Source organism: Pararhizobium gei (genome assembly GCF_029223885.1).
In the GTDB taxonomy this organism is placed as follows: Bacteria; Pseudomonadota; Alphaproteobacteria; order Rhizobiales; family Rhizobiaceae; genus Pararhizobium; species Pararhizobium gei.
This window is the reverse complement of sequence record NZ_CP119409.1, coordinates 803429-817958: the sequence shown is the minus strand read 5'-3', so window position 1 is coordinate 817958 and position 14530 is coordinate 803429. Positions and strand designations below refer to the sequence as shown.

Annotated in this window: 12 protein-coding genes, 1 tRNA gene and 1 riboswitch; of the genes, 7 read left to right on the top strand and 6 right to left on the bottom strand. The window is 58.0% G+C overall.

The annotated features are described in order from the left end of the window. Positions 1-3: 3 nt before the first annotated feature. Together PY308_RS03830 and PY308_RS03825 are read left to right on the top strand one after the other, a co-directional pair. Positions 4-837, top strand: coding sequence for a thermonuclease family protein (locus PY308_RS03830; RefSeq protein WP_275788335.1), 834 nt, complete (start codon positions 4-6; stop codon positions 835-837). Positions 838-885: 48 nt separating this feature from the next. Beyond that, positions 886-1296 (top strand): tellurite resistance TerB family protein, encoded by a 411-nt coding sequence (locus PY308_RS03825; protein ID WP_275788333.1) that lies wholly within the window; start codon positions 886-888, stop codon positions 1294-1296. Between the two features lie 18 nt (positions 1297-1314). Here the strand turns inward: PY308_RS03825 and PY308_RS03820 are convergent, their stop codons facing one another. Beyond that, entirely contained in the window at positions 1315-2187 is an 873-nt protein-coding gene (locus PY308_RS03820) for a transporter substrate-binding domain-containing protein (protein ID WP_275788330.1), read from the bottom strand. Here PY308_RS03820 and PY308_RS03815 point away from each other — a divergent pair. From PY308_RS03815 to PY308_RS03805, 3 genes are all read left to right on the top strand, one after another. Then, the gene (locus tag PY308_RS03815) at positions 2138-3508 is read left to right on the top strand and encodes a glycosyltransferase (protein WP_275788328.1); all 1371 of its coding nucleotides are present in this window, start codon (positions 2138-2140) and stop codon (positions 3506-3508) included. The two genes, PY308_RS03820 and PY308_RS03815, sit on opposite strands and share 50 nt — an antisense overlap. 19 nt (positions 3509-3527) lie before the next feature. Next, a protein-coding gene (locus tag PY308_RS03810; protein ID WP_275782665.1) for an IS630 family transposase occupies positions 3528-4588 on the top strand; the annotation gives its coding sequence in 2 pieces (ribosomal slippage) (positions 3528-4020 and positions 4020-4588; 1062 coding nt in all). Positions 4589-4591: 3 nt separating this feature from the next. Then, on the top strand, positions 4592-5329 hold the full coding sequence (locus PY308_RS03805; RefSeq protein WP_275788325.1) for a glycosyltransferase family 2 protein: 738 nt from the start codon (positions 4592-4594) through the stop codon (positions 5327-5329). A 111-nt stretch (positions 5330-5440) separates the two neighbouring features. Here the strand turns inward: PY308_RS03805 and PY308_RS03800 are convergent, their stop codons facing one another. The 3 genes from PY308_RS03800 to PY308_RS03790 form a co-directional block, all read right to left on the bottom strand. Continuing rightward, entirely contained in the window at positions 5441-8539 is a 3099-nt protein-coding gene (locus tag PY308_RS03800; protein ID WP_275788324.1) for a M10 family metallopeptidase C-terminal domain-containing protein, read from the bottom strand. Positions 8540-9094: 555 nt separating this feature from the next. After that, a tRNA-Gly gene (locus PY308_RS03795) sits at positions 9095-9168 on the bottom strand. 60 nt (positions 9169-9228) lie between these two features. Next, a complete protein-coding gene (locus PY308_RS03790; RefSeq protein ID WP_275788321.1) occupies positions 9229-10326 on the bottom strand; it encodes a 2'-deoxycytidine 5'-triphosphate deaminase in 1098 nt (365 codons plus the stop codon). A 109-nt stretch (positions 10327-10435) separates the two neighbouring features. Continuing rightward, positions 10436-10514: riboswitch (SAM riboswitch) on the top strand. A 43-nt stretch (positions 10515-10557) separates the two neighbouring features. On the opposite strand from PY308_RS03790, the gene PY308_RS03785 reads away from it, so the two are divergent. Together PY308_RS03785 and apaG are read left to right on the top strand one after the other, a co-directional pair. Beyond that, positions 10558-11742 (top strand): O-succinylhomoserine sulfhydrylase, encoded by a 1185-nt coding sequence (locus PY308_RS03785; RefSeq protein ID WP_275788318.1) that lies wholly within the window; start codon positions 10558-10560, stop codon positions 11740-11742. A gap of 186 nt (positions 11743-11928) precedes the next feature. Further along, positions 11929-12321, top strand: coding sequence for a Co2+/Mg2+ efflux protein ApaG (gene apaG, locus PY308_RS03780; RefSeq protein ID WP_275788315.1), 393 nt, complete (start codon positions 11929-11931; stop codon positions 12319-12321). An 11-nt stretch (positions 12322-12332) separates the two neighbouring features. Here the strand turns inward: apaG and PY308_RS03775 are convergent, their stop codons facing one another. Both PY308_RS03775 and argF read right to left on the bottom strand, forming a co-directional pair. Then, a complete protein-coding gene (locus PY308_RS03775; protein ID WP_275791007.1) occupies positions 12333-13322 on the bottom strand; it encodes an Hsp33 family molecular chaperone in 990 nt (329 codons plus the stop codon). 278 nt (positions 13323-13600) lie between these two features. After that, complete coding sequence (gene argF, locus PY308_RS03770; RefSeq protein ID WP_275788312.1) at positions 13601-14512, bottom strand: ornithine carbamoyltransferase; 912 nt, start codon at positions 14510-14512, stop codon at positions 13601-13603. Positions 14513-14530 lie beyond the last annotated feature (18 nt).

Here is a 14530-nt window from a genome sequence, read left to right as displayed (position 1 = left end):
CTGATGAAGCGAAACCTATTGACGGCCGGCGGCGGCCTGCTCGCGATCCTTGTAACGATTGCGCTGCTGGAAGGCGGTGCGTCCGTCATTCGTGGGCAGCAGGACGATCCAATATCAGACTTCACGCTGGAAACCCCGGATATGAGCGATGTTCCGGCCATAGGCGTCGATGAACCTGAAACCGATGGGCTGCAACCGATCACGATCGATCCCGCTCCTCTGGATGGCGTTTCCATCGAAGCGGCCCCGATGGCAGTCAGGACTATAGCGCCGCAGCAATTCGCTCTTCCCAAGGATATATCGGCCCAGCCACTGGAGAGGATCGAGGCACGCAAGCCGCTGTCCGAGCCGGAGGAAAAGCCGAAAGCCGTCGCAACCGTTCTTCGCCATCCCGTTAGCCTATCCGCCGGGCTGATCGCTTTTGGCGAGAACCGTTCGCTGCAACTGGAGGGCCTCCTGCCCCAGGACCTCGGGCGCATTTGCGATGACGGTGGAGCACCCTGGCCCTGCGGCGCCGTCGCGCGCACCGCGTTCCGCAATTTCCTGCGCGCCCGCGCCTTGGTCTGCCTGGTTCCGAAGACGGGCTGGAAGGGTATGCTGACAGCGCCTTGCACAGTCGGCAACAAGGATCCCGCGGCCTGGCTTGCAGAAAACGGCTGGGGCGAGGCTGCGGCCGGCTCTCCCCTGGAGAGCAAGGTCAAGGAAGCTCAAAGTGCCGGGCTCGGTTTTTTCGGAAGGGACCCTCGCAATTTCAGGCCGGGGCCGGTATCACCTGACGACGCCCTGCAGTTGCCCGAACTGCCGGACGCGATGGAGAACACAGGACCGGATCTGTAGGCGCCAGCCTTCAGTCGTCCTGTCAAACACAATCACCGTGGATCAATCATGCCAGACCATCTGAGCCACCATGAAGCCCTCATCTATGTCATGGTCATGATGTCGGCAGTGGATAAGACCATGGCGGATGACGAGTTGGAGAGGATCGGCAGTCTGACCCGCTTTTTGCCGATCTTCAGAGACTTTGCGAGGGAACGCCTGATCCCGACGGCGCGTGACTGTGCGGCTTTGCTCGATGGGGCCGAAGGGCTGGATATCGCCTTGGAGGTGGTGCGCGAGGCGCTGCCGGCGCGTCTCAACGACACGGCGTATGCCCTTGCCGTGGAAGTCGCAGCAGCCGACCATGCGATCCGGAACGAGGAAATTCGGTTCCTGCAGCTTCTGAGGGATCGGCTGGATCTCGACAAACTCACCTGCGCCGCGATCGAGCGGAGCGCCATTGCCCGCTTTCGCAAGTAACGCTCGTCGGCAGCTGTATCAAAACAATCCCGCGGGAAAATAGCGCAAATAGATTTCGTTCAGGCGGCCTTTCCGGGAAAGTTCTAGAAGAGCGTGGTCGATGGCCTGGGTCAGGGCAGGCTCATTCCTGCGATTCATGATCGACAGACCTTCCCCCAGAAACCGTTGCGAGACATAGGCGCCGTCCAGCAGGGCGCAACAGCCGGCCGCTTCTGCGCTGGCAGTCCAGAAGGAAAGCTGCATGCCATCAGAAAAGACCGCAGCGACCTTTTTTTGTCTGAGCGCCGCAAGCATTGCAGGCCGGTCCGCAAAAGATGCAATATCCAGCTTTGGGAAAAAGGACTTCAGCATGGCCTCGTGTGTCGTGCCTGCGACCGTGCCGATCAGCTTTCCGTTCAGACCGTTCACCGTCATATCCTCACCCATCGCCTGCCGGTTGGCTGCGAACCGTGCCGGGAGATGCAGGTAAGGGCGGGAAAAAAGGAAGCTCTGGCGAAGTTCCGCCTTGGTGGCGATACCGGCAATCACCGCTTCTCCCTGCCCGCCTTCGAGCGCGGGCTGCAACTCCCCAAAGGTGACGGCCTGAATTTGACATTTGTCTTCGATTTCCAGTTCGCGGCAGATTTCGCGCGCCAGGTCGATATGGAACCCCGCCAGCCGGCCGGACTGATCGATGAAATTGAAGGGCGGAAAATCGACCGTCGTCAGAAAGCGCAGCCGGGCCAAACCACTGAGGTCTGGCCGGGCGATCCGCTCGCGCAGGTCGAACAGAACAGGCAATTCTCCTGCCTTTTCCGCAGCGTGTGATACACCCAAAAAAGATACAACCAGTGACACGCAAATGGTTAAAATCCCCTTAATTTTTAGGGGTGCGCGAATTCCAGATACCATTATGATCCATCCCACGGAAATTGGGCAATTGCCGCGGGGGCGGCATGGGGATTGCATGCGTCTCGGAGAATATCCGGACAAGTCCGGAATGGCTACTGCAAATGAGACCGCTGCCGGGAAAGCAAAGCCAGCGGCGATAACGAAATTCGCGCCGGCTCTCTTGCAGGAAGGGCGGCTCCTGTTGCGCATGGGCATCGGCAAGCCACTCATCGCACAAGCAACCATTCGGGCAGCCGACCACGGCACTACGGTCGAGGAAGAGCTTCTCGCCTGCGGAAAAATCGACGAAGCCATTTATTTCGAAGCGGTGGCCGAGATGCTCGACCTCAATTTCATGGCTGAAATCGACGCGCATCGCGTACAGGACATGGACATGCTCGATACGCAGCTCGTTCGGCCGGAGACCCTGCGAATTCATCATGCAAGCAAACCGCCCATTACCGTCGTCGTCCCGTCGCTATCAAAGCTAGGCCACTTGAGCGCGATTTTACGGCGGACACCACAGTTGAAAGGATTGCTTGCGATATCGACACCCTCGGCTGTACGCAAGGCCGCCTGGGAGGCCGGGCGGTTGCGGCGCGTAACAGCAACCACGCGGCATCTTTTTGAAACGAGACCCGTCCAGAGCGCCCGCATCACTTTTTGGGGTAAACAAGGCTTTTATGCCGGTATCGCGCTCTACAGCATGCTCGTCATGGGCATCGTGCTGCCGATGACGAGCTTGCTGGCCCTGCATGTTGCCTTGACGCTTCTGTTTGTCTCAAACTTTCTGATCCGCCTTTACGCATTGAATTGCTCGTCCATCGTGGAACGCGCCGCGGCTCCGCCAAAGAGAGACCTAACCGCAGGGCCTCTCCCGGTCTATTCAATCCTGATCGCACTTTACAAGGAGAAGGCAGTCGCGGCGCAACTCATCTCGGCCCTCGACCGGATCGACTGGCCGCGCGCGCGGCTCGATATCAAACTGATCTGCGAAGAGGACGATCACGAGACGATCATGACGCTTCAGGCGCTGGCGCTCTCGTCGGAATACGAAATCGTGCTGGTCCCCGTTCATATGCCCAGGACCAAGCCGAAGGCGCTGAGCTATGCTCTTCCCGGCGTACGCGGAGATTTCGTTACTGTTTACGACGCGGAAGACAGGCCGCATCCTAGCCAGTTGCGCGAGGCCTATGCCGCCTTTGTGGCAGCATCACCAGAGGTGATCTGCCTGCAGGCGCCCCTCGTTGTCACCAATGGTCAGCAATCCTGGCTAATACCAACCGTCAGTGAGCATGACTCTGAAGGGGATTCCCAGCAGCCAACGAATCTGAATCTGTGATGCAAACTGGAGGTTTGTGATGGGTTCAGCGATTTCTTTGCGATCGGACTTCGACGGAGCCAGGTTGCGGCTTCTGGCTCGGCAGACACGCGATGCCGATCAGGCACGGCGGCTTCTGGCACTTGCATCGATCTATGATGGCGGCTCACGCGCCGATGCCGCCCGGCTTGGCAGTGTGACGGTTCAGATCGTGCGCGACTGGGTGGTGCGCTTCAATGAACGCGGTCCCGCCGGCCTTATCAACGGCAAGGCCCCGGGCAAACCTTCTCTCCTGAACGATGAACAGCGAACGGCTTTGGCGCAAGCCATAGAGCGCGGACCGACCCCGTATCTGGATGGAGTCGTTCGCTGGCGTCTGTGTGATCTGGCGCAATGGATTTGGGAAGAGTTCCGCATCTCGGTGAGCGAGGAGACCCTGGGCCGCGAAGTGCGTGCCATGGGCTATCGCAAGCTCTCGGCTCGCCCAAGACATCATGCGCAGGATGCCGAGGCGGCCGAGGCATTTAAAAAAACTTCCCCGCCGCTGTGGCAGAAATCGCCGCAGGTCCCGCCAAGGGCAAAGTAATCGAAATCTGGTTCCAGGACGAAGCCCGGATAGGCCAGAAGAACAAGATCACGCGTCGTTGGGCCAAGCGGGGCTCAAGGCCGTCCGCGCCGCACGACCAGCGAACCCGATCGGCCTATATCTTCGGTGCCATCTGTCCCAAGCACGGCAAGGCCGCCGCTCTCGTCATGCCGTGGTGCGACACCCATGCCATGAACCAGCACCTGATCGAGATATCCCGCAACGTCGCCGTTCATGCACACGCCGTCCTCATCATGGATCAGGCCGGATGGCACATGTCCAACAATCTCGTCGTTCCAGAAAACATCACCATCCTGCCACTGCCGCCCAAATCGCCCGAGTTGAACCCGGTCGAAAACATCTGGCAGTTCATGAGGGACAACTGGCTCTCAAACCGAGTCTTCAAATCCTACGAGGATATCGTCGACCACTGCTGCTACGCTTGGAGAACCCTCCAGCAACGACCATGGAAGATCATGTCAATCGGCCGACGCAAATGGGCGCAAGGGTTCTAATCAGTGACGGTTGGTATAAGCTCACTGTTTGCGCTGGAATATGCAGGCCTGTTCCGCGGCTTGCTGCCTATGCTGTCCCAGACGGATCTGCCGCTGCCGCTGGGCGGCACGTCCAACCATTTCCGGACGCAGGAGTTAAGGCTGATCGGCGGATGGGATCCCTACAACATGACAGAAGATGCAGACCTTGGCCTCAGGTTGCACCGGATGGGTTACCGGTCCCGCGTCATCTACAAGCCGACGCTGGAAGATGCGCCGGTGAAGCTGAACGTCTGGATCGGTCAGCGAAGCAGATGGTTCAAGGGCTGGCTGCAGACCTGGCTGGTACTGATGCGCAAGCCAATGAAACTGATTGGCGAAATCGGATGGGCCGGCTTCGCCGTTTTCCAGATCCTGATCGGCGGCATGCTTCTTTCATCGCTGTCTCACCCGATCATCATAGGCTTCCTGGGCTATCTGACATGGCTGATGTTTCAGGAGGGAACACATACGGACAGCACGCTGGCCTTCTGGTTGTTTGTCGTCGATATCGTCAATATTTTCGGTAGTTACGCGGTCTTTGTTTCGCTGGGTCGTAGCCGAATGGACAAAGGTGAGTTGCGGAAGCTGGGATGGCGTTGGGTGTTCGTGCCGGTTTATTGGCTGGTCATGTCGATTGCAGCCTGGAAAGCGGTCATTGAATTGAACACCAATCCATTTTCCTGGAAGAAAACCCCGCATCTTCCTGTTGCCCAGAAATAGAACCAACACGACGCCTGGTCTGAGGGCGCGCAACGTCAAGGTCCCGCCCGCCAATTGATCGGTTGAAGAGCGATCAACCTGTCCCATGGCGGAGACAGGTTGCGCCGTGTGCTAAACGATCACAAAGTCTGCTGCCGTCAGCGTTGGAATGCCGGACAAACGGGCGAAAACGATGTCACCACCAGATGCACTGCCGTTTGTATCATAGATGAGCGCGCCATCTCGCAAGTCGTAGACAATAAAATCATTCGCATCCTGTGCCGCTCCCGTCGACGTGGCGATGAAATTTGCGGCATTCAGCGAGCCAGCCGAAAGATTGGCGAAAATAGTTTGTCTAAGCGCAATCGTGTCGTTATTGCCGGCCACGCCGGAGAAGCCGACGATGGTATCGTCATTGGTTGCTGCATCGAGCGTTGTGTTGAAAAAATAGGTGTCATCGCCCTGCCCGCCGATGAGCGTGTCCTTCCCCCGCCCGCCGTTCAGCGTATTTGCACCCGTATTTCCGATCAGCGACTGTCCAAACGCATTGCCGGTCAGATTAAGCGCCGCAGAACCCGTACTTGCAAGCAGCCGCAGCGTTTCGATCTCCTGGCCGATCGCAAGCGCGTAGCTGACGGCCGTTTGCACGGTATCGGCACCCTGCCCGATCAATTCGAGCACCGTGTCCCCGATATTGTCGATCTGATAGACATCGTTGCCGCCGAGACCTTGAAGCGTATCAGCGCCGGCCTTGCCATCGAGGATATTGGCGCCGGCATTGCCGATCAACGTCTGTCCGAAGGTATTGCCGGTCAGATTGAGCGCCGTCGAGCCCGTACTGCCGAGCAGCCGCAACGTCTCGATTTCCTGACCGGCAGCAAGCGTATAACTCACTGCTGTCTGCACAGTGTCGGCCCCCTGTCCGGCCGACTCCATTACAATGTCGCCCGCATTGTCTATCTGATAGATATCATTGCCGCCGAGACCTTGAAGCGTGTCGGCTCCGGCTTTGCCATCGAGAATATTGGCTCCGGCATTTCCGATGAGCGTGTTGACGAACTCGTTGCCGGTCAGATTGAGTGCCGTTGAACCCGTGCTTCCGAGGAGCCGTAGCGTCTCGATCTCCTGCCCGGCTGCGAGAGTATAACTCACCGTTGTCTGGACCGTATCGGAGCCCTGTCCTCCCGCCTCAAAAACCTCATCCGACGCGTTATCGACTTGGTAGATATCGTTGCCGCCGAGCCCCTGAAGCGTGTCGGCCCCGGCCTTGCCATCGAGAATATTGGCTCCGGCATTGCCGACCAACAGGTTGCCCAGGGTGTTCCCCGAACCGTTGATGTTTGCGGAACCGAGAAGCGTCAGCTTTTCGACATTCACACTGAGTGTTCGCGTGACAGACGACCTGATCTCGTCGATGCCCGCTCCGGTCGTCTCGGTAACCACGTCTCCCGCATCGTCCACGACATAGATGTCGTTGCCCGCGCCGCCGAACATGACATCCGCGCCGCTACCGCCGTTCAGCGTATCATTCCCGAATCCTGCGGTCGTTGAATCGACGGGGAGCGGTAGGACAATACCCAGCGTGTAGGCCGTTCCGACAGGAATCACGGCCCCCGGGGGACCTCCGCTGCCAACACCGCTATAGACACCGACTTTGACGAAATATGTGCCTGGTGTCGTGACGGTGTAGGAAATGAAGCTTTTCCAATCCACATTCTGCGTGGTGCTGTCACCTGCATCGGTAGAGGAATCCTCGTTAAAAGCAATGCGCGTTCCTGTCGCGTCGTAAAGCTCGATAAAGCTGTCCATCGATCCATCGATATCGAGCGTGATCTGGCCGGCCCTGGTCACGTTAAAGGCAAACCAGTCGAAACTGCCGTCTCCCGTTGCACTTATCTTCACGCTTGGATTGACGTCGGAGTGCTCGATATCGACGTCGGCGCGATAGCCGATTGCGGCGGTAATATCGCGTGCCGTCTCGCGCGTACTGTTAGTGGGATCCTGGTTTTCAGTGAAAAGCCCGGTACCGGAATAGTTGACTGCAGGCGTCCTGAAATCCCCATAAAGTGTGTCGGTCCCCGCCCCGCCCAAAAGATTGTCGGATCCCGCCTGACCAACGAGAATGTCATTGCCATCGTTTCCGGACAGTTCGTTGGCGGCCGCGTTGCCGCCGATGTCGTCATTCGCACTACCGCCTTCAGCGTTTTCGATCAGGGAGCGCACATCGCCATCATACTGCAAGGCATTGTAGACATTGCCATTGGCATAAGCGCCTTCGCCGAGATTGGCCCGCTGTACCTGCGAAACCAGCGACCAGGCTCCTGGCGCCAAGTCTATGAAGCTGTTTTCCGTATAGGTCGAGAAGTCGTAGGTGTCCCTGCCTTCGCCGTCCCAGATCGTCAGATACACACGGTTGGCAGCGCCGCCAATGCCGCCGCCCGGTGCGCCCTGACCGACACCGTTCACGAACATTTCCCCGGTCGTTCCAGACCAAGTATAGACAGTATCGGAAGAATTTGTCGTAAAATCAGCGCCATAGAGATGCTGCAAAGCGGCGATGTCGTACATCATCAAGGTTTGGGAGTAACCGTAGGTTTCATTCGAAGAGCCTCCAAAGAGCGGGTCTCCAATATATGCCCGGTATGACATTACGGAGAATTCAGTGGAATCGCGGTCATGGGGGATGGCGAACTGAAATCCCGGAATACTTGTCCCGGCATTATGCCCGTGACTGAGACCGACGGCATGGCCGAGCTCGTGTATGTGCGTCATCCATGAATAGGTTCCGACCTCCGGTGTGCGGTAGGATGCGTAGTCATCGCCGAACCAGACATCGCCGCCGGACGACCTTTGATCAAGTTCGGGGAAATCGGCGACGCGCGCTGTCGACAGGTTGCTCCCGTCGAATGTGTTGGTTTGCGCAATCGTGACGTCGGACGCACCGAACGGATCCGCAGCAAGCGATATATCAAGATTTGCAACCTGCTCGAAGGAGCCGTAGGTGAACAAAGCCGTGCCGCTGGCCACGTTTCCTTCAAGAATGGATTGAATAGCATTCTGTTGGGTCGCGCTGATCTGCTGAAATCCGCCGATCGTATGCGAATAACTTGGACCGAAGTCGGAAATATTATCGGCGAAACTATAGGTAATAGGTCCGCCCCATTGCGTGCCGTACAACACGCCATCGATATATTCATCGCCTGTCGGCGTTGCACTGACAACTGTGGTCATATTCCCCCCTCGATCTTAAATTATCTGCTTCTGAGCTGAAACTTCAATATCAGCCAGGCCAAAATGGAAAAACTTGAACAATGGTATTGAACACCACCAAACTATCACGAAATCCCGGAAATTCGACTCTAAAATTTTTTGGCCGTACTCAAATTTTTGACCTCAACACTATAAGTCTGTCATACTTTTCTGGAAAAAGGGAATTGAAATGAGAACAATGTCGCATCATTTAGCCCTTCGCTGTGCTGTATTGGTCGGCATCGCGATTTTGACGATCTGCAATGATGCTCCATCATTTGCATCGGCAGCCGGAAAGTCTGCCGTTTTGCCTGCGCGGGACGGGGATATTGCCGTTGAGGAAGAATTCCGCGCTGCGATGGAAAGCGGAAACGCGAACGCGCTCCGGCTCTTTCTTGCGCGTCACCCCAATCACAGGCTGGCGAGCTCAGCTCGGGAAAAGCTTCGGACAGGAAGCGGCAAATAGCGCCAGTACGGGCCGAATTCGCCACGGCCAGGTGAGCTAATCATCAGCAACCAAACAGGCCATACAAAGGCTGGAGCGGGTAGCGGGAATCGAACCCGCACATTTAGCTTGGGAAGCTAATACGCTACCACTACATCATACCCGCAACGAGCTGACGTTTCCATCAAGCTGCCTCGACTGTCAAGGCAAGATGCAATCGCAAATCCTACTCAGCGCGGAAATGCTTGGAAAGCTTCAGTCCCTGCGCCTGGTAGTTGGAACCGAGGCTGAGACCATACAGCCCCTCGGGCCGTTCCAGCATATGCTCGTAAACCAGCCGTCCGACGATCTGGCCATGCTCCAGGATGAAGGGAACCTCATGGCTGCGCACCTCGAGCACGGCCCGGCTGCCCTTGCCACCGGCCGAAGCGTGGCCGAAGCCGGGATCGAAGAAGCCGGCGTAGTGCACGCGGAACTCGCCGACCAGCGGATCGAACGGCGTCATCTCGGCGGCGTAGAGCGGAGGGACATGCACGGCCTCACGCGAGACGAGAATGTAGAATTCGTCGGGATCAAGAATCAGCTCGTCTGCACCCCGGCTGTACAGCGGCTCCCAGAAATCGAAAATTCCGTGCTCGGCCTTCTTATCGACATCGACGACGGCTGTGTGGTGCTTGCCACGATAGCCGATAAGTCCATCCGCACCGGTTCCCTTCAGATCGATGGACAGCGCAATGCCGGCACCGGAAACATTCGGCGTTTCGCTTGCGACCAGGACATCGCTTTCATGCAGCAACAGGACTTCGGCCTCGCTCAACAGGGCATGGCCGATGCGAAAGCGGATCTGCGACAGGCGCGAGCCACGCCGGACGATCACCGGAAAGGTGCGCGGGCTGATTTCGAGATAGAGCGGACCGCAATAGCCTACCGGGATCTTGTCGAATTCCTGCGCGCGGTCGGTGATGACGCGGGTGAAGATGTCGAGGCGGCCGGTGGAACTTTTCGGGTTGGCCGAGGCCGACATGCCGGGTGGGAGATCAAGGCTTTCCATCAACGGTACGATGTAGACACAACCGGTTTCGAGCACCGCGCCTTCGGAGAGATCGATGACGTGTAATTTCAACCGGTCGAGTTTGTCGGAAACAAGATGGCTGGGACCGGGAAGGAAGCTGGCGCGCACACGAAATGCCTTCGAGCCCAGGCGCAGATCAAGGCTTGCCGGCTGGATCTGATCGCTGTCCAGTCTGGCTTCGCTTTTCAATCGCGCCATCTCAAACAGCGCGCCGATCGCGCGATCGGCCAGAATGCCGGTTTGCCTCGTCATTCCCATCTTCCTTTTTGCCGCAGCCGATGTATCATTGAACCGGATTGTCCCTGTGACATATCTTCTTGCCCCAGGGAATTGACGCAAGCGCACCTTATAAGTAAATACTGACTTATCCCGTGGTGATTTGGCCGGTCGGCTTGCAGCCACGTTAAACAAATAGCTAAAAAGGCCGGGTTTGAAACCGGCTTGCTTTTCGCGGCCGGTTTTTTTGTGTTGAGAGAGACGGAAATGAGCAAAAATTGGCGCCCCGCGACCCAGCTCGTCCATGGTGGCACGACCCGTTCGAACCATGGTGAAACCTCCGAAGCCATATTCATGACGCAGGGCTTCGTCTACGACAGCTCGGAAGCCGCCGAAGCCCGCTTCAAGGGCGAGACCGACGGTTTCATTTATGCCCGGTACGGCAGCCCCACCAACGACATGTTCGAGCAGCGCATGTGCATGCTGGAAGGCGCGGAAGATGCGCGCGCGACGGCGTCCGGCATGGCGGCGGTGTCCGCGGCGATCCTCTGCCAGTTGAGGGCCGGCGACCATATCGTTGCTGCACGCGCCCTGTTCGGCTCCTGCCGCTGGGTGGTCGAGACGCTGGCGCCGAAATATGGCATCGAATTCACGCTGATCGATGGACGCTTCCTCGAAAACTGGGAAAAGGCCGTCAAACCGAATACCAAGGTTTTCTTTCTCGAAAGCCCGACCAACCCGACGCTCGAAGTTGTCGATATCGAAGGCGTGGCAAAAATCGCGAATGCTATTGGCGTCAAGGTCATCGTCGACAATGTCTTTGCCACGCCGCTGATGCAAAAGCCTTTGGAACTCGGTGCGCATATCGTCGTCTATTCCGCGACCAAGCATATCGACGGCCAGGGTCGTTGCCTCGGTGGCGTTATCCTGTCCGACAAGGAATGGATCAACGAGCATCTGCACGACTATTTCCGCCATACGGGACCGGCTCTTTCGCCCTTCAACGCCTGGACGCTGCTGAAGGGTATCGAAACGCTGCCCTTGCGCGTGCGCCAGCAAAGCGAGAATGCGGCGCGTATCGCCGATTTTCTCGCCGATCGGAAAGAGATTGCAAAGGTGATCTATCCGGGGCGCAAGGACCATCCGCAGGCCGATATCATCGCGCGCCAGATGAAGGGCGGCTCTACGCTGGTTTGTTTCGAGCTGAAAGGCGGCAAGGATGCTGCTTTCAAGCTGCAGAACGCGCTGGACACTGTTCTGATCTCCAACAATCTCGGCGACTCGAAAAGCCTCATCACACACCCCGCAACGACCACGCACAAGAACCTCACGGATGAAGCGCGTGCCGAACTTGGCATTTCTCCCGGCACCGTGCGTTTTTCCGCGGGCATCGAAGACAGCGAAGATCTGATCGAGGATTTTGCACGGGCATTGGATGCTGCTCACGCCTGAGGCCATGCTTTTCAACAGGCCCGCGCCAACAGGGCGGGCTTGTTGCGACAGCGATGAGAGACACTGCTCATCAGGGTGACAGTCGTTACATTGTCTGTCCTTTATTTGTACAGGACAAGCCGCCGTTATTCTTCAAGAAACCATCTCGCTCTATACTGCGGGCCTTGGACTTGAAGGGACTTGCAAATGTATCGCGCGCTGACCCGCGACATAGAGGTAACGGTCGAACCTTATTACCTGGAGGAGCAGTCCGATCCGGACGACAGCCGCTATGTCTGGGGCTACCGCATCCTGATATCCAATTTCTCGAAGCAAACGGTGCGACTGATGACGCGCTACTGGCACATTACCGACGAAAATGGTCAGGTGGATGAAGTCAACGGTCCCGGCGTGATCGGCGAGCAGCCGGTGCTCAGTCCGGGCGACACATACGAGTATTCGTCCGGCTGCCCGCTCGACACGCCGTCCGGCGTGATGTTCGGGCATTATTCGATGGAGACGGTGGAAGGCGAGACGTTCCTTGTGGACATTCCCGCCTTCTCGCTCGATTCTCCAGGTCAGGCGCGCACGCTGAACTGAGGTTCCGGTTTTTACTGCGGACGTACTTCCGTTGCTTCGAAACGGTAAGTCGTCGAGCAGAACTCGCAAGTCACCGACACCTTCCCATCCTCGGCCGCATGATCGAGGTCCTCCTGGCTAAGGCTTGCCAGGACATCGCGCAGTCTTTCCCGCGAACAACTGCACTTGTCGTAGACTGCCTGTGGTGGATAGACCTTGACGCCCCGTTCGTGGAACAGCCTGTAGAGAAGCCGCTCGGTTCCAACCGTCGGATCGGTCAATTCGTCGGCATCGATGGTCTGAACCATGACGCTAGCCTCGCCCCACAGATCATCCACCTCGAAAGAGTCATCGTCTTCGTCGCCATCGCCACCGGGAAGATCGGCCTGGCGCATGCGTTCTGCCGCCTCCGGCAGAAACTGCGCGACCATGCCGCCGGCGCGCCAGCGATGACGCGGCTTGCCGTCCTCGTCGCGATCCAGCAACTCGGCGACACCGAGGCGCACCTTGGTGGGGATCTGTTCCGACTGGCGGAAATAGACACCGGCGATTTCTTCAAGCGAAGCGCCGTCCAGCGGCACGATGCCCTGATAACGCTGCATATGCTCACCCTGGTCGATGGTGAAGGCGAGGATCCCCTCTCCCAAAAGATCCGACGGCTTGGTTAGGCCGTTCCGCTCGGCAAGAGACAGGGCTTCCTCGTCGTAACGGGCATAGGCGCGCACTCTATCCGGCGTCGCGAAATCGGCGACGACCAGATCGACCGGGCCACTGCTCTTGGTCTGGATGATGAGCTTGCCCTCGAATTTCAGCGACGTGCCGAGCAAAACCGTCAGAACCACCGTTTCGGCAACGAGACGGGCGACCGGCAGCGGGTAATTGTGACGTTCAAGAATGGCGTCGAGCATCGGCCCCAGTTGCACGGCACGCCCCCGCACGTCGAGGCCCTCCACCTGGAAAGGCACGACGTGGTCGTCACCGGCGAAGTCGAACTGGCCGAGGCCGGGTATGGTATCCGTCATCATTCTTCTCCTTTGGCCCCGTCATCGCTCCACCGCCGGTCAAGAGCCGTGCGGACAGCGCTATCGATTGTTCTTATTGATCCCGTGCCGAGCCGATTTGTCCAGTTCGTAGACGGAAAAAGACCCAACAGCACAGAAAGGCTCGCCGCGCACGGCGCATGACCACAAGCCCTGTCAACGAAAACGACCCGCAAAAGAGGGGCTCTTCTGCCGGTCGTCCATTGAGATGTTAAATCGTGGTTCAAAGCCGGATTTTCAATATGCGCCGGGCCATGGCCTCAAAGAGCGCCGAGACACCAGGCAAGAACCGATTTCTGCGCGTGCAAACGGTTTTCTGCCTCGTCGAAGACGACCGACTGCCTGCCGTCGATCACCTCGTCCGTCACCTCTTCGCCGCGGTGGGCCGGGAGGCAATGCATGAACAGCGCGTCCTTGTCCGCCCGGGCCATCAAGGCCGCATTGACCTGGAACGGCTGGAAGACATTGTGGCCGCGCGCCCGGTGTTCCTGGTTCATCGATACCCAGGTATCTGTAACGACGCAGTGCGCTCCGTCCACCGCCTGCTCGGCATCATGATAGAGCTTGACGTCGCCGCCATTGTTGCGGGCCCAGTTGAGGATCCTGTCGTCCGGCTCGGACCCGAGCGGCACGGCCATGTTCATACGGTATCCGAAACGGGCCGTGCCTTCGGCGAAGGAATGCAGCACATTGTTTCCGTCACCAGTCCAGGCGATGGTCTTGCCCTGAACCGGGCCGCTATGTTCCTCGAAAGTCATGATGTCGGCCATGATCTGGCAGGGATGCGTCAGATCGGTGAGACCGTTGATGACAGGTACGGTCGCATGCTCGGCCAGTTCCAGCAGGCGCTTGTGATCGGTGGTACGGATCATGATGGCATCGACGTAGCGCGACAGCACCTTGGCAGTGTCGCCGATCGTTTCAGCCCGTCCGAGCTGCATTTCGGTGCCGGACAGAAACAGGGTCTCGCCGCCGAGCTGGCGCATGCCGACATCGAAAGAGACGCGGGTTCGCGTCGAAGGCTTTTCGAAGATCATCGCCAGCATCTTGCCGGCAAGCGGCTTCTCCGCGGTGCCTGCCTTGGTCGCCGCCTTGCGGATGCGGGCGTCGTCTATAATCGCCCGGAGATCTTGCGACGTCATTGCGGAAAGATCGAGAAAATGTCTGGCCATTCTAATTCGCAGTCCTGT

Bases quoted from the DNA above. Each gene is read 5' to 3' on its own strand.
- PY308_RS03790 (WP_275788321.1), bottom strand. From the start codon at position 10,326: ATGACGAGGCAAACCGGCATTCTGGCCGATCGCGCGATCGGCGCGCTG.
- apaG (WP_275788315.1), top strand. From the start codon at position 11,929: ATGTATCGCGCGCTGACCCGCGACATAGAGGTAACGGTCGAACCTTAT.
- PY308_RS03825 (WP_275788333.1), top strand. From the start codon at position 886: ATGCCAGACCATCTGAGCCACCATGAAGCCCTCATCTATGTCATGGTC.
- PY308_RS03775 (WP_275791007.1), bottom strand. From the start codon at position 13,322: ATGACGGATACCATACCCGGCCTCGGCCAGTTCGACTTCGCCGGTGAC.
- PY308_RS03820 (WP_275788330.1), bottom strand. From the start codon at position 2,187: ATGGTATCTGGAATTCGCGCACCCCTAAAAATTAAGGGGATTTTAACC.
- PY308_RS03830 (WP_275788335.1), top strand. From the start codon at position 4: ATGAAGCGAAACCTATTGACGGCCGGCGGCGGCCTGCTCGCGATCCTT.
- PY308_RS03785 (WP_275788318.1), top strand. From the start codon at position 10,558: ATGAGCAAAAATTGGCGCCCCGCGACCCAGCTCGTCCATGGTGGCACG.
- argF (WP_275788312.1), bottom strand. From the start codon at position 14,512: ATGGCCAGACATTTTCTCGATCTTTCCGCAATGACGTCGCAAGATCTC.
- PY308_RS03800 (WP_275788324.1), bottom strand. From the start codon at position 8,539: ATGACCACAGTTGTCAGTGCAACGCCGACAGGCGATGAATATATCGAT.
- PY308_RS03815 (WP_275788328.1), top strand. From the start codon at position 2,138: ATGGTTAAAATCCCCTTAATTTTTAGGGGTGCGCGAATTCCAGATACC.